Source organism: Ottowia sp. (genome assembly GCF_046348305.1).
Classification (GTDB): domain Bacteria; phylum Pseudomonadota; class Gammaproteobacteria; order Burkholderiales; family Burkholderiaceae_C; genus Ottowia.
The window spans coordinates 847,092-869,426 of sequence record NZ_JAXMEM010000003.1 but is presented as its reverse complement, the minus strand read 5'-3'; the positions used below and the strand labels follow the sequence as shown (position 1 = coordinate 869,426).

Below are 22,335 nucleotides of genomic sequence, written 5' to 3'. Positions count from 1 at the left end.
GATCTCGCCCGTTTCCATGACGACGGTCTTGTCGCCCCATTGGAAGGACTTGGTGACTTTGTTGAACAGGCTCATGTTTGCTCCTTGATTGATAGCTTTTTGCGCTTTGTCCAAGCGCGCTGGAGCCGGATTTGAATCAGAAAACGATGCCATTCCAGCAATTCGCCGCATTCGTCGCGAACGACCTGATGGAATGACACAGCTTGCGCTTCTGAACCCCGCGCCCCGATGAGAAAAGACAAAAACGCCTGAGCCTTGCGGGCGTCAGGCGTCTTCGTCATTCATGCGGTTACTTGCGCAGACCCAGCTTGGCGATCAGCGCCAGATAGCGGTCGGCGTCCTTGCCCTTCAGGTAGTCCAGCAGCTTGCGGCGGCGGCTGACCATGCGCAGCAGGCCGCGGCGACCGTGGTGGTCCTTGGCGTGCTCCTTGAAGTGGGGCGTCAGCTCGTTGATGCGGGCCGTCAGGATGGCCACTTGCACCTCGGGGCTGCCCGTGTCGTTGGCGGCGCGGGCGTTGTCCTTGACCGCAGCGGCCTTGTTCTCTTTGGAGATCATTTCAATCAACCTCGTTCCAAATGATTTGACTTGCGTGGCGCGCCGGAACTGCATGCCACGTGCGTTTCGCGAAATGCAAAACCGGTTGATTATAGCGAAGTCCCTCATTGGGGCCTCTTGCTGCCGCATGCCCGCTACGGAAACGCCCTCACCTGACCTGCGCGGCCAGCCACGCCCGCACGCGTTCAACCCCCTGCGTCAGGCGCGCCACGTCCTTGGACGCAAAGCACCAGCGCAGCCAGCCCTCGGCTTGGGGCGCAAAGGCCACGCCGGGGGCCAGGCCCACGCCGGCCTCCAGCACCAGGCACTTGGCCAGTTGCAGCGAATCGGCAAAGCCGTCGATGCGCAAGAAGGCATACATGCCGCCGGGTGCGGGGCTGGTTTGCACGCCGGGCAGCGCTTGCAGCAGGGGCACCAGCGTGTCGCGGCACTGGCGCAGGTGGGCCACGATGCGCGGCGTGATGGTGTCCGTCTGCGCCAGTGCCACGGCGGCGGCGCGCTGCACAAAGACCGGCGCGCACGAGGTGTTGAACTCGATCAGCTTGCCCAGCGGCTGCGTCATGGCCGCCGGCATGACGAGGTAGCCCAGGCGCCAGCCGGTCATCAAAAAGGCCTTGGAAAAGCTTTGCACCACCACCAGACGGTCATCCGGCCCGCTCACATCCAAAAATGAAGGAGCCGCGCCATTGGCGGTGTCATCGCGGAAGTACAGGCGCTCGTACACCTCGTCGGCCAGAATCCAGGTTCCCGTCTCGCGGCAGCGCGCCACAATGGCTTGTTGCTCTGCCTTTGAGAGCGTCCAGCCGGTGGGGTTGTTGGGCGAGTTGATGACCAGCAGGCGCGTGGTCGGCGTGATGGCCGCCAGCAGCGCGGGCAAGTCCAGCGTCCAGGCGCCGTCCGGCTGGGGCTTGAGCGCCAGGCAGCGCAGGCGCGCGCCCAGGATCAGCGGCTGCGCCGTCAGGTTGGGCCACACGGGGGTGACGGCCAGCACCTCGTCGCCGGCGTCGATCAGCATCTGCATGGCCAGCATCAGGGCGTTGACGCCGCCCGAGGTGACGGCAATGCGCTCGGGCCCGATGGGGCCGTGCAGCGCGCTGGTGTAGCCGGCCAGCGCCTGGCGCAGCTCGGGCAGGCCCAGGTTGTGCGAGTAAAAGGTCTCGCCCGCCTGCAGCGCGGCGACGGCGGCGGCGCGCACCGGCTCGGGCGTGACCTCGTCGCTTTCGCCAAACCAGAAGGGCAGCACGTCGGCGCGGCCCATGCCGGCGTTGGCAACTTCACGAATCTTGGACTCTTCGAGGTCGAGAATGGCTTGACGCATGGAATCGGGGCTTATCTAATGAACCTGCAAGCATCGCACACATCGGCGCTGCGGCGCTCACCCCGGGAGGAATCACCATGTCGCTCATCACCCGCCGGCTGGCCGCCGGCGCCTGCCTGGCATCCGTGCTGGGCGCGCTGCCGCTGGCGCAGGCGCGCACCAAGTCCGCCGAGGACAAACCCCGCAAGGCGCGCGGCGGTGCCCGCGGCACGCGCCTGAAGCCTGCGCCCAAGACCAGCTACGCCAACGGCGACACGCCCGCCGAGCGCCAGCGCCACGAGGACGCCCGCCTGACACGCGAATGCCGCGGCCGGCCCAACGCGGGCGCCTGCATGGGTTATGCCAACTGACAGCGCTACATAAAAAATAGCTCCCCGCGCTTGCCAGACAAGCGTGAGGAGCGGGTTTATCCATCGTTCACTCCCTCCCCCTCTGGGGGAGGGCGGGGGTGGGGGCCGGCAGCGCAAACATCTTGATGCCGGGGCCAACCCAACGCTGCCGGCCCCCAACCCAACCTTCCCCCAGAGGGGGAAGGAGCCTCGGGCCCGTCGCCAATCAGGCGGTTTGGCCTCCAGGCAAGGCGCGGGCGATCAACCCAGCGGCACCGGCACGAAAAGCTGCTGCCCGTCGCGCTGAATCAAGAGCGCCACCGACTTGCCGGATTTCTTCAGCACGTCGCGCACCTGATCCACGCTGGTGGCCGGCTGGCCGTTGATGGCCATCAGCACGTCACCCTGCTGCACGCCGGCAGCAGCAGCCGCGCCGGCCGCCTGCTCGATCAGCAGGCCGCCCTTGACGTGCGCTTCACGCTGCTCTTGCGGCTGCAAGGGGCGCAGCGCCAGGCCCAGCTTGCCGCCATCGGCCTGGCCGGATTGCGCCGTTTCGTCGCCCGAGGCCTTGGTCCCCTGCAAGGTGGCCGTGATCTCGTCGTTGTGGCCGTCGCGCCAGATGTTCATGTGCAGCTTTTCGCCCGGTTTGGCCAGGGCGATGCTGGCGGGCAAATCGCCCGAATCGACGATGGTCTGCCCGTTGGCCGACAGGATCACGTCGCCCGGCTTCAGGCCCGCCTTGTCGGCCGCGCTGCCCTTGGTGACCTGGGCCACCAGCGCGCCTTCGGGCTTGGGCAGCTTGAACGAGTCGGCAAAGTCCTGATTGACCTGCTGGATCGTCACGCCCAGTTGCGCGTGCTCGACCTTGCCATGGGCCACGATCTGCTGCTCGATGTGCATGGCCAGCTCGATCGGGATCGAGAACGACACGCCCATGAACCCGCCCGAGCGGCTGTAGATCTGCGAGTTGATGCCCACCACCTGCCCCTGGGCATTGAACAGCGGCCCCCCCGAGTTGCCGGGGTTGACGGCCACGTCGGACTGGATGAAGGGCACCGAACTGTCGTCCGGCAGCGAGCGACCCTTGGCGCTGACCACGCCCGCCGTCACGGTGTTTTCAAAGCCAAACGGCGAGCCGATGGCCAGCACCCAGTCGCCCGGGCGCAGCGCCTGGCTGCTGCCGATCGGCACGGTGGGCAGGTTGTGCGCGTCGATCTTCAGTACCGCGATGTCGGTCTTCGGGTCCATCCCCAGCACCTTGGCCTTGAACTCGCGCCGGTCCGTCAGTTTGACGGTGACCGTCTTGGCGCCCTTGACCACGTGCGCATTGGTCATGATCAAGCCATCGGCGCTGATGATGAAGCCCGAGCCCAGACCGCGCACCGGCACCGTCTCGCTGCCGCCGTTGGGCCCTTGCTGCAACATGCCCGGCGGAATGCCGAAGCGCCGCATGAAGTCGCGCAGACCCGGGTCCATGGCCGCGCCGCCGTCGCTGACCTTCTCGGTCCCGCTCACGCTGATGTTGACCACCGCCGGGCCCTCGCGCGCCGCAATCGTCGCAAAGTCGGGCGCCGTCACCACACCAATCGGGCCGGGCGCATTGGCCGTCGCCACCACCGCCGGCTGCTGCGCGAACACCGGCGTGGAAAAGCCCCGCACCGCCGTCACGCCCGCGCCGCCCACCACCCCCGCGGCCAGCAAAGCCAGGGCCAGACGGGAAGATTTGAATTTGAGCGAGTTCATGATCAGTCCTTTCAAGTCTTGTCCCGGGCTGGGACGATGGGGGGGACTGTGAACTGCGAGAGTTAGGGGAAACTTAAGATTGGGAAATTATTGTTTTGATAGCTGATGACGCTTTGTAGACGGGCACTGCAAGCCGTTTTCATCGAATCGTCGAAAGACGTATCGGTTTGTCGGAGCAGATGCTGGACCGGTCTTGATGGCCCCGGTTCTTGCCCATCCAGTCGCAGTCTCGAACGACCACGATGAATCGATGGCCGACGCGTGATTGCTGGATGTTTGCACAGGGGGACAAAACAAGGACATAATGTCTTTGTCAACATCCTTTTCAGAACTTCATGGACGACGCACGACACCTGCTGGTCAGCCTTCGCGACCGCTACAACCAGCGTGAATTGGCTCAGCAACTGGGCGTCAGCGTACGCACCGTGCGCCGCTGGGAGTTGGGCGAGGCCGAACCCCGCCCCTACTTGGCCGACGCCATCCGCCAACGGCTGTTGCCGCTGGCCGATGCCTCTGCCCAGCGTGACGCCGCATTCACCTTCATCGACCTGTTTGCCGGCATCGGCGGCATTCGCATGGGCTTTGAGGCCCACGGCGGGCGCTGCGTGTTCACCAGCGAATGGAACCCGTTTGCCGCCAAGACCTATCTGGCCAACCACCCCGACGCCACGCACACCTTTGCCGGGGATATCACTGCGGTCGATGCCAAGGACGTGCCCGACCACGACGTGCTGCTGGCCGGCTTTCCGTGCCAGCCGTTCAGCATTGCCGGCGTGTCCAAGAAGAACGCGCTGGGCCGTGCCCACGGCTTTGCCGACGAAACGCAAGGCACCTTGTTTTTCGACGTGGCGCGCATCATCGCCGCCAAGCGCCCGGCCGCGTTCCTGCTGGAAAACGTCAAAAACCTCGTCAGCCACGACAAGGGCAACACCTTTCGCGTGATCTGCAAGGTGCTGCGCGAAGAGCTGGGCTACCACATCCACTGGAAGGTGATTGACGGGCAACATTTCGTGCCCCAGCACCGCGAGCGCATCCTGATCGTCGGCTTTCGGGACGTCACCGACTTCAGCTGGAACGACCTGCAGCTGCCCGCGCAAGGGCCGCGCTTGGCCAGCATCCTGCACCCCGAAGACGGCAGCGAGCTTGCCGAGGCGCCCTACACCGAGGGCTCGCTGGCCAAGGTCAACGCCAAATACACGCTGACGCCGCATCTGTGGAAATACCTGCAAGACTACGCCGCCAAACACAAGGCAGCGGGCAACGGCTTCGGCTTCGGCTTGGTCGACGGCGGCAGCGTGACGCGCACGCTGTCGGCACGCTACTACAAGGACGGCTCGGAAATTCTGGTGTCGCAAGGCGCCCGCAAGCGCCCGCGACGCTTGACGCCGCGCGAGTGCGCGCGGCTGATGGGGTTTCCGGACACGTTCAAGATACCGGTGAGTGATACGCAGGCATATCAGTTGTTTGCGACAAGTGCTATCGCTCCAATGATCGCCACTGTTGCAAAATGCATCATACCGAATATTAAAAAAATATCAGCCATGCAAGCAGCCCCTAACTTAAATAGTATTTTTCCAAACAATGGAAACTGGTCTAAAGAGCAACTCAAGCTAGCATTTTATTTCTATTGCCAAACACCATTTGGCAAGCTGCATGATTGACCTTGCCCCTGGAATCCGTATCCCATAGCTGCTCTCATGCACTGGCTTGCCGGGGTTGATTGGCCTGCCAGTTCTCTTCAAACCGCATCGGGCTGACGTAGTCCAGCGTCGAATGCAGCCGTTCCCGGTTGTACCAGAGCAGCCAGCCAATCACCTCATCCATGGCCTGACGGCGAGTGTTGAACCGCTGCCCGTGCAGCCGCTCCACCTTCAACGAACCAAACAAGGTCTCGCTGCATGCGTTGTCCCAGCAGTTGCCCTTGCGGCTCATCGAGCTGGTGATGCCGTACTCGGCCAGCACCGCCGTGAACTCGCCGCTGGCGTACTGGCTGCCTCTGTCGCTGTGGAAGATCACCCCGGCATTCTTGCCTGGATGGCGCTTGAACCACGCCATGCGCAGCGCATCGATGACGATGCTGCGCGTCATGTCGCTGCGCAGACTCCAGCCCACCACCTGACGGCTGAACAGATCGATCACCACGGCCAGAAACAGCCAGCCTTCGTCGGTGGCGATGTAGGTGATGTCGCCCACCCAGACTTTGTCTGGCTCGGCCACGTTGAACTGCTGCCCAAGCAGGTTGGGCGCAATCGGCAGATCGTGGCGGCTGTCGGTGGTGACTTTGAAGCGGCGTTTGCCCTTGGCGCGGATGCCGTGCAACTGCATGAGCTTTTGCACCCGCTCTTTGCCTACGCGGATACCCCGGGCCAGCAGATCACGCCACACGCGGGGCCAACCGTAGCTGCCGCGGCTCTGGGCATGGATGGCCTTGATGTGTACCAGCAACGCGTCGTCGCTCAGGTGGCGACGATGGTCATCGCTGGCGCGCCGTACAAAGTGCTCGTGATAACCAGCTACGCTGACGCCGAGCACGCGGCACTGCACCGAGATGGGCCACACGCGCCGGTGGCGCTGAATGAAGGCGTACTTCACGTCGATGCCTTTGCGAAGTACGCCGTCGCTTTTCCCAGGATGTCGCGCTCCATCTTCACGCGCGCCAGTTCTGCGCGCAGCCGACTGATCTCCATCTGCTCGGCGCTCACCAGCTTGCTGTCGGCGCCGGTGAGTTTGCCGGCACGCTGGGCTTTGACCCAGTTGAACAGGGTCTGATCGACCACGCCCAGGGTGCGGGCGGCCGCCGCGATGCTCTGGCCGCCTTCGACCAGCCGCACGGCCTCTTGCTTGAATTCGAGCGTGTAGCGCGCTCTCGTCGTCTTCGTCATCTTCGTCTCTCCTTGCTTGGATTGAACCACTCAGCAAGGGATACGTTTTTCGGGGGCAAGGTCAGATCGGAATCCTGAAATTATTGATCTAGCCAAGTTAATAGCCCGCACACCAGGTTCGCTAGCAATGAAACTTGTGAATTTTGCTAGGGAACCACTGAACAATGGCCGCCGAAAGCTCGGCCATCAGAATTTGCATCCTTCGTTTCATGATGCGGCTTGCGGTTTGCGACTCGGGCTGTTTTCAAGCCTTGTTTTTGCCTTTTCGGCCTCTTTGAAGCCCCGTTTGCGCTTTCAAGGCGCACCTGTGCCTTGCAACTGCAATAGCGGCATCTTGAGCAACACCAGGTTGGCCAACGCGAACATCACGTTCAGTTGGCTCGCGTTCTTGGCCAAGCCACGATAGCGCAGCTTCTTGTGGCCAAAGAGGTTCTTGACCACGTGAAACGGATGCTCGATGCGCGCGCGAATCTGCGCCTTCACCCGCTCCAGCGCCTGCTTCAACTGCTTGGTCAAGCCCTCGGGCATGGCCTTGATCTTGTGACGGCGCTCCGCGACGTGCCAGTTGACGTCCGCTTTGATGCGTCCCTCATCTTGCGCCGCTTTGACCTCCTCGCGCTTTTCAACGCCCGTGAAGCCTGCATCGGCGTGTACATCGCTTTCCTGACCGTGCAGCAGGTGGTGAGCGTTGGCCACGTCCGACTCGTTGGCTGCGGTGACATGGATGCTGTGCACTGCACCCGAGTCAGAGTCGGCCCCGATATGCGCCTTCAACCCGAAGTGCCACTGATTGCCCTTCTTGGTCTGGTGCATCTCGGGATCGCGCTGGCCATCCTTGTTCTTGGTGGAACTCGGTGCGGCGATGATGGTGGCGTCAATCATCGTTCCCTCACGCATGAGCAGGCCTTGCTCGCTCAGGTGCTGGTTGATCTGCTCGAAGATCGCCTTGCCCAGCTCGCGCTGCTCGAGCAGGCGGCGGAACTTGAGCAGCGTGGTGGCATCGGGTGCGCTCTCGCGCGCCAAGTCGATACCCACAAACTCGCGCATGGCGCAGCTGTCGTACAGCGCATCTTCCAGCGCCTCATCGCTGAGCGCGTACCACTGCTGCACGAAGTACATGCGCAGCATGCGCTCAAGGCCGATGGGCGGGCGGCCAACGCGGCCACTGCTGGGGTAGTGCGGCTCAATGAGGGCCAGCAGGCGCTGCCAGGGCACCACCTTCTGCATCTGGCCCAAGAACTTCTCGCGGCGCGTCACGCGCTTCTTGCCTGCATACTCCAAGCTGGCAAAGCTGACTTGTTTCATGCTCCGAGTTTAGTAGCAAACGCAGCAATCGACCATCGGGGTTGGCCCGAATAAATCAGCGTTTCCCTAGCCTTGACCCATCGATCACCAACTCTGGAAGGAAAGGCCTAAGCGGTTCGTCAAAAAAAGATCGTGAGATTTGGGATGAATTTCACAACGACTGGGAAAAACTTACTGTTGAATGCGAAAAACTAAGAGGATTTCTGGGAATTCCAAGTAACCTTGAAATCACAGACAGCACTGAGTCTGAAGAAATTGATATGACAGACTATACCGGCGACACACGTGTTGCGATCATTCAGCAGCGCATGAAACAAAATTTCTTTCGCCGCGCAGTTCTTGCTAGCTACCGAGGCCGCTGTTGTATTTCTGGCGTCAGCGATGCAAGATTCCTCGTTGCAAGTCACATTGTCCCGTGGAGCAAGGATCGCGCAAATCGGCTGAACCCGCGAAATGGTTTATGTCTATCATCAATACATGACAAAGCATTTGACAATCACCTTTTTTCCCTAACAGATGATCACGAAATTATTTTGTCAAATTCAATCAAACAAACATCAGATAAATTTTTAAGAGAAATTTTTTGGCATATCGATGGTCAAAAAATTGAGATGCCTGATCGTTTTTTTCCTCACACAGATTTTATTGAAAACCATCGAACCACCATGGCTCAAAATTGACAAAACCAAATGTTAAATTATTGTATTTTTGAATATCGATACCGAGATGCAGGGAATTTCAAGGTATATGGGAAATTACTTTTGAAAGGAAAATTTACCCAAAAAGACCAAGAAGCAATAGAAAATAAATGCGACACTTGGAATTTTTTTATTGCGGAACAACTCAAAATTCCAACATTATATGAAGAGCTCTATCAATTCAGCGATGGGCCAACAGAAGAAGATGTACCCGCTCACGAATTTGTCGGTTTACGGCACGCGACAAAAGAAGAGATTGAGACGTTAAAACTTTGGGGCAATCTGAAGGCTTTGCGTTTACTTTTTGAAAAAGTGCAAACCTGGGATTATATGTTATCACCTCATGCGTGAAAATTGGGGGCGGATCAACATTTCCCCTGACGCATCTGCGTGCGACGGATCGAGCCCCGCGAGTGATCGCGCCAGTCCCTCGGTCAGCAACAGGTCATAGAGACCATCGGGTAGTGTCACCGTTGTTATTGGTATCGACCATTCTTGAAAGCACCATGCCTCCCACGTCTTTCAGAATAGCGCACACCAAGGCAGAAGCCGCATGGTCAATTTGCCAAATTTGATAGCTGCTTGCATTGACAAATGCCCGATACTGGCTGATTTTTTTCAAATTGTGTTTGTTCCAAAAATTCGACTTGTTGTTGCATTCGACGAATAAAAGGAACATGCTCCAACCATGCTCCCCGACACCCACACCCAGCGCGTCCTCGGTCTGGCCAGCCAGAAAGGACTGCTGCGCGCCAGCGATCTGGACGCCATCGATGCACCCCGGGTCGTGCTGACGCGCCTGACCGCCGCGGGTCTGCTGGAGCGGATTGGGCGTGGCCTGTACCGCCTGCCACAGGCCCAGGGGTCTGAACACGAGAGTCTGGCGACTGTCGCCACCAAGGTGCCGCAAGCGGTGTTTTGCCTGCTCACCGCACTGCAGTTTCATGAGCTCACCACCCAACTGCCGCGCCAGGTCTGGATCGCCATGCCACGCGGCAGCCATGCGCCGCGGTTCGACTATCCGCCGATCAAGATGGTGCAGTTCACGGGCGAGGCCTACACGGCGGGCGTCGAGGAAGTTGAACGCGATGGCGTCAAGCTGCGGGTGTACGGCGTGGCCAAGACGGTGGCGGACTGCTTCAAGCACCGCAACAAGATCGGCCTGGACGTGGCGCTGGAAGCGCTAAAGGACGCCCGGACCCGCAACAAGGCGTCAAGCGATGACATCTGGCGCTTCGCCAAAGTCTGCCGCGTGGCCAACGTGATGCGGCCCTACCTGGAGAGCATCGGGTGAGCCCCGCGAATCCAAACGTCGCCGCGTCGGTCCGTGCGCGCCTGCTCAACGTTGCCAAGGCGCAGGGTGTCGATTTCAATCAGGTGCTGGTGCGCTTTGCGCTGGAGCGCATCCTCTACCGCATGACCCAGTCGCAGCACGCGGATCGTTTCCTGCTCAAGGGCGCGCTGCTGTTCACGCTCTGGTACGACATGCCGCATCGGGCCACGCGTGACGCGGACCTGCTCGGCTTCGGCGCGAGCGATTTGGCTTCGATGGCCGAAACCTTCCGCGACATCGCCGCCGTCGCTGTGGACGACGGCATCGTGTTCGACCCGGCCTCGGTTACGGCCGACGATATCCGCAAAGAGGCCGGTTACGGCGGCGTGCGCGTGATCATCGCGGGCGAACTAGCCAAGGCGCGCTGCAAAACGCAGATCGATGTCGGCTTCGGCGATGCCGTCACACCGGCGCCCGTGGATTCAGTCTATCCGGTCCTGCTGGACGATCTTCCTGCGCCCCGGCTGCGGGCGTACCCGACGTACACGGTCATCTCGGAAAAGCTCCACGCCATCGCCGTGCTGGGCATGACCAACAGCCGCCTGAAGGATTACTTTGATCTGTCGGTTCTGCTGGAAAGAGAAACCCTGGACACCGATTTGCTGGCGCAGGCAATCAAGGCCACCTTCGAACGGCGCGGGATGTCCGTGCCTGATGCCCTGCCGATTGGGCTGACGGACGAGTTTGCCCACGATGCGTCGCGACAGGCGCTGTGGCTGACGTTTCTCAAAAAGAACGAAATTCCGCCCGAGCCGTTGCTTGCCACCGTGCAACGCTTGCGATTTGTCCTGGCTCCGGCATTGGTGCGGACTGCCCATTGAGCACACCATTGTCGTGCGCCCGATGACTGGTCCGGTTACGGCGCCGGCCAGCTGACCTCCACCCGCGCCCCACCCAACCCCGCCGACTCCCCCACCTCCATCCGCGCCCCGTGCCGGCGCGCCACGGCCTGCACGATGGCCAGGCCCAGGCCGCTGCCGTGGCCGGGGGTGCCGGGCACGCGGTAAAAGCGGTCGAGCACGCGCTGGCGGTCTTCGGGGGCGATGCCGGGGCCGCTGTCTTCCACGGCCAGCTCCGCACCAGCGCCCTCGCCGTGCCGCACGCTGACCTGCACCACGCCCCCAGCGGGCGTGTGCTTGAGGGCGTTGTCGATCAGGTTGCGCAGCAGCACGGCCAATGCGTCGGCCTGGCCCTGGATCATGACTGGCGCTGCGGCGTCGGGGCCGCGCAGTTCGATCTGGCGCGCCTGCGCCTCTGATGTGGCGTCATGCAGGGCGCGGCGGGCCAGCGCGGCCAGGTCCACGGGCGCGGTGGCGCTGGCGGCGCCATTGCCGTCGTGGCGGGCCAGGGCCAGCAGTTGCTCGACCAGGCGCGTGGCGCGGTCCACGCCGGCCAGCAGGCGCTCGGTGGCGGTCTGGCGCGCCTCGTCGGTGTCGGCGCGTTGCAGGCCCTGCACCTGCAGGCGCAGTGCGGCCAGGGGCGAGCGCAGCTCGTGCGCGGCATCGGCGGTGAAGTCCGAGAGTTGTTGCCACGCCGCCTCCAGCCGCGCCAGCAGGCCGTTCATCTCGGCCACCAGGGGTGCCACCTCGGCCGGCAGGCCGGCCACGGGCAGGGGCGCCAGCTCGTCGGCGCGGCGCGCGGCCAACTGGCGGCGCAACTGCTGCACCGGTGCCAGCGCGCGGCCCACCACCCACCCCACGATGAGCATCAGCACAGGCGCCAGCAGGGCCACCGGCAGCACCGCGCGCAGCGCCAGTTGCCCGGCCATGCGCCGGCGCGCGCTGACGGCTTGCGCCACCTGAATGACCTGCGTGGCGGTCTCCAGCGTGTACACGCGGTAGGGCTCGCCCGCGGCCTGCACGTCCGAAAAGCCGATGACGGCCTGCGGCGGCAGCAGGCGCGCCGAGGGCGAGCGGTACAGCATGATGCCGTCGGCGCGCCAGACCTGGATGATGAGCTCCTGCGTGCCGGGCGGGCCGTCGATCACGCTGCCTTCCAGCACGCTGGAGGCCAGCCCGCCGGTGAGCGACAGGGCAATGCGCTCCATCTGCGCGTCGAACACCGATTCGATCTCGGCACGCGCGGCGCGCCAGGTGATCACGCCCTGGGCCAGCGCGGTGACCAGCACCGTCAGCAGCAGCAGCAGCGTCAGGCGCGCGCGCAGCGAGCGGGCGGGTGGGTCGGCTGCGGGGCGTGGGGTGGTAGCCGCCATGGTTCAGCGCGCGTGCATCGCTCCCTCCCCCGCTGGGGGAGGGTTGGGGTGGGGGCTGGCGGGGTGCCGATCGGCACGGGTCTGCATGGGCGCACCGGGCCCCCATCCCAACCTTCCCCCAGCGGGGGAAGGAGAAAGAAAAAGGCCGCCAGCGCCCGTCAAGCAAGCGCGGACAGCTATCAAATCAGGGGCATTCACGTGTGCGCCCCACTCTTTCCGCCGGCTGCCGTCGGCACCAGGTAGCCCAGCCCGCGCACGTTCTCGATCAGGCCTGCGCCCAGCTTGCGCCGCACGCCGTGGATGTAGACCTCCACCGCGTTGCTGCTGATCTCCTCGCCCCAGGCGTAGAGCTTGTCCTCCAGCTGCTGGCGCGACAGCACGCGGCCGGGCCGGGCCAGCAGGGGCTCCAGCACCGCCCATTCGCGCGCCGACAGCTGCACCGGCTGGCCGGCCAGCGTGACCTCGCGCGTGGCGGGCACGATGCGCACGGGCCCCCATTCATACGCCGGCTCGGCGCGGCCATGGGCGCGGCGCAGCAGCGCGCGCACGCGCGCCAGCAGCTCGTCCAGGTCGTAGGGCTTGACGATGTAGTCGTCGGCGCCGGCGTCCAGCCCGGCCACGCGCTCGGCCACGGCGTCGCGCGCGGTGGCGATCAGCACCGGCAGGCGCGCACCGCGCGCGCGCAGGGCGCGCAGCACCTGCAGGCCGCTTTGGCGTGGCAGGCCCAAGTCCAGCAGCAGCAGATCGTAGGCGGTGGTGGTCAGCGCCGTATCGGCCTGGGCGCCGTCGCGCACCCAGTCGGCCGCATGCCCTTCGGCGCGCAGCGCGTCGTGCACCACCTCACCGATCATGGCGTCGTCTTCGGCCAGCAGAATTCGCATCTGGGCATTGTGACCCAGAGCCGCCCCATCCGATAACTCCTGATTTGATAGCTCGCAAGCCATGGCCGGTGCCGACTGATCGCGGCACCCGACTGCTATATTCGGGTGCCGTCCCCGCCCTCCGTTCAACGTCCGTCCGATGGACCTGGTTTTTCTGCTTCTGCTGCCCTTTGCCGGCGCCTTGGTGGCGGCGTTGCTGCCCACGCACGCGCGCACCACGGCAGCCACGTGGGCGGCCGTGGTGTCGGGCGCGGGCCTGGCCTGGGTGCTGTGGCTCATGCCCGCGCTGCAGGCGGGCACGGTGCTGCGCGAGGAGTACCGCTGGATCCCCTCGGCCGGCATCAACCTGGTGGTGCGCATGGACGGCCTGGCCTGGATGTTCGCGCTGCTGGTGACGGGCATCGGCCTGCTGGTGGCGGTGTACGCGCGCTACTACATGTCCCAGGGCGACCCGGTGCCGCGCTTTTTTGCCTTCTTTCTGGCCTTCATGGGCGCCATGCTGGGCGTGGTGCTGGCGGGCAATCTGGTGCAGATGGTGTTCTTCTGGGAGCTGACCAGCCTGTTCAGCTTTCTGCTGATCGGCTACTGGCACCACCGCAAGGACGCCCGCCGCGGCGCACGCATGGCGCTGACGGTGACGGGCGCCGGCGGCCTGTGCCTGCTGGCCGGCGTGCTGATGCTGGGCCACATTGCCGGCAGCTACGATCTGGACGCGGTGCTGGCCGCGGGCGAGCGCATCCAGGCGCACGCGCTGTACACGCCCATGCTGGCGCTGGTGCTGCTGGGCGCGTTCACCAAGAGCGCGCAGTTTCCCTTCCAGTTCTGGCTGCCGCGCGCCATGGCGGCGCCCACGCCGGTGTCCAGCTACCTGCATTCGGCCACCATGGTCAAGGCCGGCGTTTTTTTGCTGGCGCGGCTGTGGCCGGCGCTGGCGGGCACGCCCGAATGGTTCTGGTGGGTGGGCAGCGCGGGCCTGATCACCCTGGTGCTGGGCGCGGGCGCGGCGATGTTCCAGAACGACCTGAAGGGCCTGCTGGCGTATTCCACCATCAGCCACCTGGGCCTGATCACGCTGCTGCTGGGCATGGGCGGCAGGCTGGCCGCGGTGGCGGCGGTGTTCCACGTCATGAACCATGCGACCTTCAAGGCCTCGCTGTTCATGGCGGCCGGCATCATCGACCACGAAACCGGCACGCGCGACCTGCGGCGCCTGTCGGGCCTGCGCCGGGCCATGCCGATCACGGCGGCGCTGGCCTTCGTGGCCAGCGCCGCCATGGCCGGTGTACCGCTGCTCAACGGCTTCTTGTCCAAGGAGATGTTCTTTGCCGAAACCGTGGAGCTGCGCGGCAACGTCTGGCTGGACTGGGGCCTGCCCATTGCCGCCACGGTGGCGGGCGTGTTCGCGGTGGTGTATTCGCTGCGCTTTGCGGGCGTGTTCTGGGGGCCGCCGGCGCGCGACCTGCCGTTGACGCCGCACGAGCCCGCGCGCTGGATGCGCGTGCCGGTGGAAGTGCTGGTTCTGCTGTGCCTGCTGGTGGGCATGGTGCCGCAGTGGTCCATCGGCAGCGCGCTGGCGCTGGCGGCGCGGCCGGTGGTGGGCGGCGATCTGCCGCACTACAGCCTGGCGCTGTGGCACGGCTGGGGCAAGCCGCTGATGATGAGCCTGGTGGCGCTGGTCGGTGGCGTGGCCCTGGATGCCGTGCTGCGCGCCTTGCGCAAGCGCGGATACCTGCGCCAGCCGCCGCTGGGCCGCTGGCTGAACGGCGAGCGCATGTTCTTGCGCACGCTGCTGGCGCTGGACCAGGGCGGCCGCTGGGCGCTGGCGCGCCTGAGCACCCGCCGGCTGCAACCGCAGATGCTGCTGCTGGTGCTGGCCGCCGTGGCCGCGGCCACCACGGCGCTGTGGCACGGCGGCGTGAGCTGGGGCCACCGCGAGCGCGTGCCGGCCAACCTCGAATTCGCCCTGCTGTGGCTGATGGGCGGCCTGAGCGCGCTGGGCGCGGCGCAGCAGGCCAAGTTCCACCGGCTGGCGGCGCTGGTGATGACCGGGGTGGTGGGCCTGTGCGTGAGCCTGACCTTCTTGTGGTTCTCCGCCCCTGACCTGGCGCTGACCCAGTTGACGGTGGAAGTCGTCACCACCATCCTCTTCCTGCTGGGCCTGCGCTGGCTGCCGCGGCGCCTGCCCGAGCAAAACCCGCGCGAAGGCCTGCGCGTGCGCGTACGGCGCGGGCGCGACGGCGTGATCGCCATCGTGGCCGGTACCGGCATGGCGGTGCTGGCCTACGCCATGATGACGCGGCCGGCGCCGCAAAGCATTTCGCCCTTCTTCATCGACCGCGCCTTGCCCGAGGGCGGCGGCGCCAACGTGGTCAACGTGATGCTGGTGGACTTTCGCGGCTTCGACACGCTGGGCGAAATCACCGTGCTGGGCATCGTGGCGCTGACGGTGTATGCGCTGCTGCGGCGCTTTCGCCCGCCGCGCGAGGTGGTGGAGCTGCCACCCCAGCAGCTGGCCGTGCCGCCCGATCTGGTGAGCGACCTGATCAACCCGCGCACGGCGCAGGACACGGCGCTGGGCTACCTGATGGTACCCGCGGTGCTGGTGCGGCTGCTGATGTCGGTGATCGTGGTCGCCGCGGCCTATCTGTTCTTGCGCGGGCACAACGCACCCGGCGGCGGCTTTGTCGCCGGGCTGGTGGTGGCCATTGCCTTCGTGGCGCAATACATCGTGGGCGGCACGCTGTGGGTGGAGTCCCACCTGCCGCTGCGGGTCACGCGCTGGATCGCCGTCGGCTTGGTGCTGGCGCTGGGCACGGGCCTGGGCTCGCTGTTCTGGGGCTATCCGTTTCTGACCACGCACACCGCGCACCTCACGCTGCCGGTGGTGGGCGAGCTGCACGTGGCCAGCGCGCTGTTTTTCGACGCCGGGGTGTTCGCCACGGTGGTCGGCTCCACCTTGCTGATCCTCACCGCGCTGGCGCACCAGTCGGTGCGCAGCCACCGCCAGTCGCCCGAGCGGACGGTCTCGGCCGGCACCGACCCCGCAGAGGTGGGCTGATGGAAGTCATCATGGCCATCGTCATCGGCGTGCTGGGCGGCTCGGGCGTGTGGCTGGTGCTGCGCCCGCGCAGCTTTCAGGTGCTGATCGGGCTGGCGCTGCTGTCGTATGCGGTCAACCTGTTCATCTTTGCCATGGGCAGCCTGGTCATCGACCGCGAGCCGCTCGTGCGGCCGGGCCTGGTGGCCAACCTGGCCAACTACACCGACCCGCTGCCGCAGGCGCTGGTGCTGACGGCCATCGTGATCGGCTTTGCCACCTCGGCGCTGTTCCTGGTGGTGCTGCTGGCCTCGCGCGGCCTGTCGGGCACCGACCACGTGGACGGCGAAGAGCCGGCCGACGACGCGCAGGAGCAGCGATGAACCCGGACTTCGTCGCATCGCTGATGCCGCACCTGATCGTGGCGCCCATCCTGCTGCCCATGGCCACGGCCGCGCTGCTGCTGTTGCTGGGCGACAGGCGCCGCAAGTCGAAGGCGCTGCTCAGCGTGCTGGCGTGCGCGCTGGGGCTGGCGGTGTCGATCGCGCTGCTGCTGTGGGTGCAGCACGGCGACGGGCCGCACGCAGTGGGCGTGTACCTGCCCTCCAACTGGCCCATTCCCTACGGCATCACCCTGGTGGTGGACCGCCTGTCGGCCATGATGCTGCTGCTCACCAGCGTGCTGGGCCTGGCCGCGGTGCTGTACGCCGTGGCGCGCTGGGACCGCGCCGGGGTGCACTTTCACGTGCTGTTCCAGTTGCAGCTGATGGGGCTGGCCGGCGCCTTTCTGACAGCCGACCTGTTCAACCTGTTCGTGTTCTTCGAGATTCTGCTGACCGCGTCCTACGGCCTGCTGCTGCATGGATCGGGCTGGACGCGGGTGCGCTCGGGGCTGCACTACATCGCGATGAACCTGATGGCCTCCACGCTGTTTCTGATCGGCGTGGCCATCCTCTACGGCGTGACCGGCACGCTCAACCTGGCCGACATGGCCATCATCGTGCCGGCCATTGCCGACACCGACCGCGGCCTGCTGCACGCCGGCGCGGCGGTGCTGGCGGTGGGCTTTCTGGTCAAGGCCGCCGCCTGGCCGCTGAACTTCTGGCTGCCCGCCAGCTATGCCAGCGCCTCCACGCCGGTGGCGGCGCTGTTCGCCATCCTGACCAAGCTGGGGGCCTACGCGGTGCTGCGGGTGTGGACCGTGCTGTTCGGGCCCGACGCCGGCGTGTCCACCCTGTTCGGCGGGCCGGCGCTGGTGGGCATCGGCCTGATCACGCTGGCGATGGGCGCCATCGGCGTGCTGGCCACCCAGCACCTGGGGCGCATGGTGGCGTTTTGCGCCATCGTGTCCTCGGGCACGCTGCTGGCCGCGCTGGGCTTTGGCCAGCCGGCGGTGACGGGCGGCGCGCTGTACTACGTCCTGGGTTCCACGCTGGCGGTGTGCGCCTTCTTCCTGCTGGCCGAGCTGATCGACCGCGCGCGCGACATGGAAGAACAACCGGCGGTCCTGGGCGACATGCAAACGGACGACGCCTTTGTCTTTCCGGCCAACCTGATGCGCACGCGCGACGTCAACCTGGACGAGGACGAGCAGGCGCTGATCGGCCTGCCCATTCCGGCGGCCATGGCCTTCCTGGGCCTGGCCTTCATGGTCTGCGGGCTGACGCTGGCGGGGCTGCCGCCGCTGGCCGGCTTTGTCGGCAAGGTGGTGATGCTGTCGGCCCTGCTCAACCCGGCCGGCTTTGGCCAGAACGCGCTGGTGTCGCCCGCGGCCTGGGTGCTGCTGGGCCTGCTGCTGGTCAGCGGCCTGCTGTCCATCATCGCGCTGTCGCGCGCGGGAGCGCGCTACTTCTGGTCGCCCACCGGACGGCCCTCGCCACGCCTGCGCCTGATCGAGACCCTGCCGATCGGCGCGCTGCTGCTGCTGATCGGCGTGCTGGTGTGGCGCGCCGACGATGTGCTGCGCTACGTCAACGCCACCGCGCGCGAGCTGCACGACCCGCGGCACTACATCGGCACGGTGATGGCGGCCAAGCCGGTGCCCTCCCCGGTCGCCAATGGCGAGATGGGACTGCGGCGATGATGAAGCGGCTGTTTCCGGCCCCGCTGCTGAGTGCCGCCCTGATCGTGGCGTGGCTGGTGCTGAACGCCTCGCTGGACGCCAGCGACGTGCTGCTGGCCGTGGGGCTGGGCCTGGCCGTGCCCGCCCTGCTGGCGCCGCTGCGCACGGCGCGCCCGCGCATCCGCCACCCCTTGACGGTGCTGCACCTGATTGCCGTGGTCGGCCGCGACGTGCTCTGGTCCAACGCGCTGGTGTTGCGCACGCTCATGACCCGGCCTGGCCGTCCGACGCACAAGCGCTTCGTGCGCATTCCGCTGGAGCTGCGCGACCCCAGCGCGCTGGCGGCGCTGGCCGTCATCACCACGGTGGTGCCGGGCACCGTCTGGTGCGAGCTGGCGCGCGACGGCAGCGCGCTGCTGCTGCACGTGTGGGACGCGCCGGACGAGGCCGCCTTCATTGCGCACTACAAGCGGTGCTACGAGCAACCCCTGCGGGAGATTTTCGAATCATGAGTGCCTTTCTTGCCGCCGCCATCGCCGTCACGCTGGGCGCCTACGGCCTGGCCAGCCTGCTGCTGCTGGTGCGCGTGCTGCGCGGCCCGACGGCGCAAGACCGCGTGCTGGCGCTGGACCTGATCTACGGCATCGGCATGCTGACGGCGCTGGTGATCGGCATCCGCTACGCCAGCCACGTCTACTTCGAGGCGGCGCTGCTGATCGCCCTGCTCGGTTTCGTCAGTTCGTGCGCCATGGCCAAGTTCTTGCTGCGCGGCGAGGTGATCGAATGACGGCGGCGGCCGTGCCCCTGTGGGCCCAGATCCTGGTCGGCTGCCTGCTGCTGCTGAGCGCCGTGCTGACCCTGGCCGCCGCCTGGGGCGTGCTGCGCCTGCGCGACTTCTTCGAGCGCCTGCACCCGCCGGCGCTGGCCCTGGTGGGCAGCGCCTGGTGCGTCACGCTGGCGTCGATGCTGTTCTTTTCGCTGCACGACGGCGAGCTGCAACTGCGCGCCTGGCTGATCATCATCACGCTGTCGATCACCGTGCCGATCACCACCGTCATGCTCAGCCGCGCCGCGCTGTTTCGGGCGCGGCGCAAGCCTTGCGGGGATTTGTTGCCGCCGCCCCTGCATCCGGAGCACACGATCGAATCGGCCGGGCCGGGCGACACGCGCGCCGGCTGATCAGTGCGCCTGCTCCCAATTGGCGCCCACCCCCACCTCGGCCAGCAGCGGCACCTTCAGCTTGGCCACGCCCGCCATCAGGCGCGGCACTTCGGCGCGCGCCCAGTCGAGCTCGGCCTGGGGCACCTCCAGCACCAGCTCGTCATGCACCTGCATCACCATGGCGCTGGCCTTGCGCTGCTGCTCCAGCGCCTGCTGCACGGCCACCATGGCCTTCTTGATGAGGTCAGCCGCCGTGCCCTGCATGGGCGCGTTGATGGCGGCGCGCTCGGCGCCCTGGCGGCGCGGGCCGTTGGGGGAATTGATTTCGGGCAGCACCAGGCGCCGACCGAACACCGTCTCGACGTAGCCCTGCGCCTTGGCGAGCTGGCGCGTGTCGTCCATGTAGCGCTTGACGCCGGGGTAGCGCTCGAAATAGCGCTCGATGTAGTTGCCCGCGGCGGTGTTGTCGATGCCCAGGTTGCGCGCCAGGCCAAAGCGGCTCATGCCGTAGATCAGGCCGAAGTTGATCACCTTGGCGTAGCGGCGCTGCTCGGGGCTGACCTGCTCGACCGGCACGCCGAACACCTCGCTGGCGGTGGCGCGGTGCACGTCCAGCCCGTCGTGAAAGGCCTTGAGCAAGGCCGCGTCGTCCGACAGGTGGGCCATGATGCGCAGCTCGATCTGGCTGTAGTCGCAGCTCATGATCACGTGGCCGGGCGGGGCGATGAAGGCCTCGCGAATGCGCCGGCCCTCGGGCGTGCGCACGGGGATGTTCTGCAAGTTGGGGTCGTTGCTGGCCAGGCGCCCGGTGACGGCCACGGCCTGCGCGTAGTGCGTGTGCACGCGCCCGCCGGCGTCCAGCAGCTGCGGCAGCTTGTCGGTGTAGGTGCTCTTCAGCTTGGCCAGGCCGCGGTGCTCCAGGATGCGCGCGGGCAGCGGAAAGTCCTCGGCCAGCTTCTCCAGCACTTCCTCGTCGGTGCTGGGCTTGCCGGTGGCGGTTTTCTTGACCACGGGCAGGCCCAGCTTGTCGAAGAAGATTTCACCAATCTGCTTGGGGCTGCCCAGGTTGAAGGGCTGGCCGGCAAGCTGATGGGCCAGAGCCTCCAGCTCGACGATGCGCTGGCCCAGTTCGTGACTTTGCTTTTGCAGCAGAGCGGCGTCGATCAGCACGCCGTGGCGCTCGATGCGATAGAGCACCTCGCTGCACTCGATCTCCAGCGCGTAGATGGCGCGCAGGCGCTCGCTGGCCTCAAGGCGCGGCCACAGCACGCGGTGCACGTCCATCGTCTGCTCGGAGTCCTCGCACGAATAGCGCGCGGCCTGCTGCACCGGCACCTGGGCAAACGGGATCTGGTGCGCGCCCTTGCCGCACAGGTCTTCGTAGTTGATGCCGCTGCGCCCCAGGTGGCGCTCGGCCAGGCTGGCCAGGTTGTGCGGGCGGTGCACCTCCAGCACGTAGCTTTGCAGCATGGTGTCGTGCGCGTAGCCGGCCACCTCGATGCCGTGGTTGGCCAGCACGTGGCGGTCGTACTTGATGTGCTGGCCCAGCTTTTTCTTCGTCGGGTTTTCCAGCCAGGGCTTCAGGCGGGCCAGCACCTCGTCGATGGGCAATTGCCGCGGCGCGTCGGGCCCGGTGTGCGCCAGCGGGATGTAGGCCGCCTCGCCCGGCGCCACGCTGAAGCTGATGCCCACGATGCGCGCCTGCATTTCGTCGATCGAGGTGGTCTCGGTGTCCAGCGCGGTCAGCTCGGCGGCCTCGACGCGGGCCAGCCAGCGCTCGAACGCAGGCCAGTCGAGCACGGTCTCGTAGCTCAGGCCGGCCTGGGCCACGGGCGATGGCGCGGGCGCATCGGCAAACAGATCGGCGGCCGCGGGCGCTGCCGCAGCCGTCGCAGCAGGTGCGGGTTTGTTCATCGACTTGACCAGCGACCGGAAGCCGAATTTTTGATAGAAATCAGCCAAAGCCTGCGTCTCTTCAGCGCCGGCAGCTATTGAATCAAGAGCGGGCAAGCCGTCCACGTGGCCCGCCAGATCGCAATCGGTGCGAATTTTCAAAAGCTCGCGGCCGGTGGGCAGCCAGCCGAGTTTGTCGCGCAGGTTCTGGCCGGCCGCGCCCTTGATCTCGTCCGCATGCGCAACGATGGCATCCAGCGAGCCGTATTCGGCCAGCCATTTGGCGGCGGTCTTGGGGCCCACCTTGTCCACGCCGGGCACGTTGTCCACCGCGTCGCCCACCAGGGTCTGGTAGTCCAGCATCTGCGCGGCGCTCACGCCGAACTCGGCCTGCACGCCGGCCAGGTCGCGCCGCTTGCCGCTCATGGTGTCGATGATGCTGATGTGCTCGGTGACGAGCTGCGCCAGGTCCTTGTCGCCGCTGGAGATGACGACCTCCAGGCCTTGCTGCGCCCCCGCGTGGGCCAGCGTGCCGATCACGTCGTCGGCCTCCACGCCGGGCACGGCCAGCACGCGCCAGCCCAGCAACTTGACCACCTCGTGGATCGGCGCGATCTGGCTGCGCAGGTCATCGGGCATGGGCGAGCGGTTGGCCTTGTATTCGGGGTAGATCGAATCGCGAAAGGTGGGGCCCGAGGCGTCGAACACGCAGGCGGCGTATTGCGCGTCGGGGTAGTCCTTTTTCAGCGCGCCCAGCATGTTGATCATGCCGCGGATGGCACCGGTGGGCGCGCTGTGCGGATCGGTCGGGTCGGCCCGCAAATCGGGCATGGCGTGAAACGCCCGGTACAAGTAGCTGGAGCCATCGACCAGCAGCAGGCGCGGCACGGTGGCGGGGGTGTTTTCGGTCATGGCGGCATTGTGC

General features: G+C 65.7%; 20 protein-coding genes. 12 read left to right on the top strand and 8 right to left on the bottom strand.

The window, feature by feature from the left end:
- Positions 1-289: 289 nt before the first annotated feature.
- A complete protein-coding gene (gene rpsO / locus U1F38_RS04145) occupies positions 290-556 on the bottom strand; it encodes a 30S ribosomal protein S15 (protein WP_409985770.1) in 267 nt (88 codons plus the stop codon).
- Positions 557-704: 148 nt separating this feature from the next.
- Positions 705-1,874, bottom strand: a complete 1,170-nt coding sequence (locus tag U1F38_RS04140; RefSeq protein WP_409985769.1) for a pyridoxal phosphate-dependent aminotransferase — start codon at positions 1,872-1,874, stop codon at positions 705-707.
- A 77-nt stretch (positions 1,875-1,951) separates the two neighbouring features.
- Here U1F38_RS04140 and U1F38_RS04135 point away from each other — a divergent pair, with 77 nt between their 5' ends.
- A complete protein-coding gene (locus U1F38_RS04135) occupies positions 1,952-2,224 on the top strand; it encodes a hypothetical protein (protein ID WP_409985768.1) in 273 nt (90 codons plus the stop codon).
- A 240-nt stretch (positions 2,225-2,464) separates the two neighbouring features.
- On the opposite strand, the gene U1F38_RS04130 is transcribed toward U1F38_RS04135, so the two are convergent.
- Positions 2,465-3,946 carry a Do family serine endopeptidase gene (locus U1F38_RS04130; RefSeq protein WP_409985767.1) on the bottom strand — a complete coding sequence of 494 codons (1,482 nt, stop codon included), beginning with the start codon at positions 3,944-3,946 and terminating at the stop codon, positions 2,465-2,467.
- A 335-nt stretch (positions 3,947-4,281) separates the two neighbouring features.
- On the opposite strand from U1F38_RS04130, the gene dcm reads away from it, so the two are divergent.
- Positions 4,282-5,607: a DNA (cytosine-5-)-methyltransferase gene (gene dcm, locus U1F38_RS04125; RefSeq protein ID WP_409985766.1), complete on the top strand. Its 1,326-nt coding sequence runs from the start codon at positions 4,282-4,284 to the stop codon at positions 5,605-5,607.
- 34 nt (positions 5,608-5,641) lie between these two features.
- On the opposite strand, the gene U1F38_RS04120 is transcribed toward dcm, so the two are convergent.
- Together U1F38_RS04120 and U1F38_RS04115 are read right to left on the bottom strand one after the other, a co-directional pair.
- Positions 5,642-6,828, bottom strand: a protein-coding gene (locus U1F38_RS04120) for an IS3 family transposase (RefSeq protein WP_409985737.1) whose coding sequence is annotated in 2 segments (ribosomal slippage) — positions 5,642-6,573 and positions 6,573-6,828 — 1,188 coding nt in all. Because the reading frame shifts where the segments join, the coding sequence is not laid out codon by codon here.
- Between the two features lie 294 nt (positions 6,829-7,122).
- The gene (locus U1F38_RS04115) at positions 7,123-8,133 is read right to left on the bottom strand and encodes an IS5 family transposase (protein WP_409985509.1); all 1,011 of its coding nucleotides are present in this window, start codon (positions 8,131-8,133) and stop codon (positions 7,123-7,125) included.
- A 41-nt stretch (positions 8,134-8,174) separates the two neighbouring features.
- Between U1F38_RS04115 and U1F38_RS04110 the strand changes: the two genes are divergently transcribed.
- From U1F38_RS04110 to U1F38_RS04095, 4 genes are all read left to right on the top strand, one after another.
- Positions 8,175-8,813, top strand: a complete 639-nt coding sequence (locus U1F38_RS04110) for an HNH endonuclease (RefSeq protein ID WP_409985765.1) — start codon at positions 8,175-8,177, stop codon at positions 8,811-8,813.
- Positions 8,814-8,822: 9 nt separating this feature from the next.
- Entirely contained in the window at positions 8,823-9,182 is a 360-nt protein-coding gene (locus tag U1F38_RS04105; protein ID WP_409985764.1) for a hypothetical protein, read from the top strand.
- Positions 9,183-9,519: 337 nt separating this feature from the next.
- A complete protein-coding gene (locus tag U1F38_RS04100) occupies positions 9,520-10,125 on the top strand; it encodes a type IV toxin-antitoxin system AbiEi family antitoxin domain-containing protein (RefSeq protein WP_409985763.1) in 606 nt (201 codons plus the stop codon).
- The gene (locus U1F38_RS04095) at positions 10,122-10,985 is read left to right on the top strand and encodes a nucleotidyl transferase AbiEii/AbiGii toxin family protein (RefSeq protein ID WP_409985762.1); all 864 of its coding nucleotides are present in this window, start codon (positions 10,122-10,124) and stop codon (positions 10,983-10,985) included. Before U1F38_RS04100 ends, U1F38_RS04095 begins: the two co-directional genes overlap by 4 nt.
- 35 nt (positions 10,986-11,020) lie before the next feature.
- On the opposite strand, the gene U1F38_RS04090 is transcribed toward U1F38_RS04095, so the two are convergent.
- Positions 11,021-12,376, bottom strand: coding sequence for an ATP-binding protein (locus tag U1F38_RS04090; protein WP_409985761.1), 1,356 nt, complete (start codon positions 12,374-12,376; stop codon positions 11,021-11,023).
- A gap of 194 nt (positions 12,377-12,570) precedes the next feature.
- Complete coding sequence (locus U1F38_RS04085) at positions 12,571-13,257, bottom strand: response regulator (RefSeq protein ID WP_409985760.1); 687 nt, start codon at positions 13,255-13,257, stop codon at positions 12,571-12,573.
- 139 nt (positions 13,258-13,396) lie between these two features.
- Here U1F38_RS04085 and U1F38_RS04080 point away from each other — a divergent pair, with 139 nt between their 5' ends.
- Genes U1F38_RS04080 through U1F38_RS04055 form a run of 6 tightly spaced genes read left to right on the top strand, consistent with a single transcriptional unit; the run spans position 13,397 to position 19,535 of the window.
- Entirely contained in the window at positions 13,397-16,315 is a 2,919-nt protein-coding gene (locus U1F38_RS04080) for a monovalent cation/H+ antiporter subunit A (protein ID WP_409985759.1), read from the top strand.
- Positions 16,315-16,677 carry a Na+/H+ antiporter subunit C gene (locus U1F38_RS04075; RefSeq protein WP_409985758.1) on the top strand — a complete coding sequence of 121 codons (363 nt, stop codon included), beginning with the start codon at positions 16,315-16,317 and terminating at the stop codon, positions 16,675-16,677. Before U1F38_RS04080 ends, U1F38_RS04075 begins: the two co-directional genes overlap by 1 nt.
- Positions 16,674-18,377: a monovalent cation/H+ antiporter subunit D gene (locus U1F38_RS04070; RefSeq protein WP_409985757.1), complete on the top strand. Its 1,704-nt coding sequence runs from the start codon at positions 16,674-16,676 to the stop codon at positions 18,375-18,377. The genes U1F38_RS04075 and U1F38_RS04070 overlap by 4 nt, the downstream gene beginning before the upstream one ends.
- Positions 18,374-18,868, top strand: coding sequence for a Na+/H+ antiporter subunit E (locus U1F38_RS04065; RefSeq protein ID WP_409985756.1), 495 nt, complete (start codon positions 18,374-18,376; stop codon positions 18,866-18,868). Before U1F38_RS04070 ends, U1F38_RS04065 begins: the two co-directional genes overlap by 4 nt.
- Positions 18,865-19,143, top strand: coding sequence for a K+/H+ antiporter subunit F (locus U1F38_RS04060; RefSeq protein WP_409985755.1), 279 nt, complete (start codon positions 18,865-18,867; stop codon positions 19,141-19,143). The genes U1F38_RS04065 and U1F38_RS04060 overlap by 4 nt, the downstream gene beginning before the upstream one ends.
- Positions 19,140-19,535, top strand: coding sequence for a monovalent cation/H(+) antiporter subunit G (locus tag U1F38_RS04055; protein ID WP_409985754.1), 396 nt, complete (start codon positions 19,140-19,142; stop codon positions 19,533-19,535). Before U1F38_RS04060 ends, U1F38_RS04055 begins: the two co-directional genes overlap by 4 nt.
- Here the strand turns inward: U1F38_RS04055 and polA are convergent, their stop codons facing one another.
- Positions 19,536-22,322 carry a DNA polymerase I gene (polA, locus tag U1F38_RS04050; protein ID WP_409985753.1) on the bottom strand — a complete coding sequence of 929 codons (2,787 nt, stop codon included), beginning with the start codon at positions 22,320-22,322 and terminating at the stop codon, positions 19,536-19,538.
- Positions 22,323-22,335 lie beyond the last annotated feature (13 nt).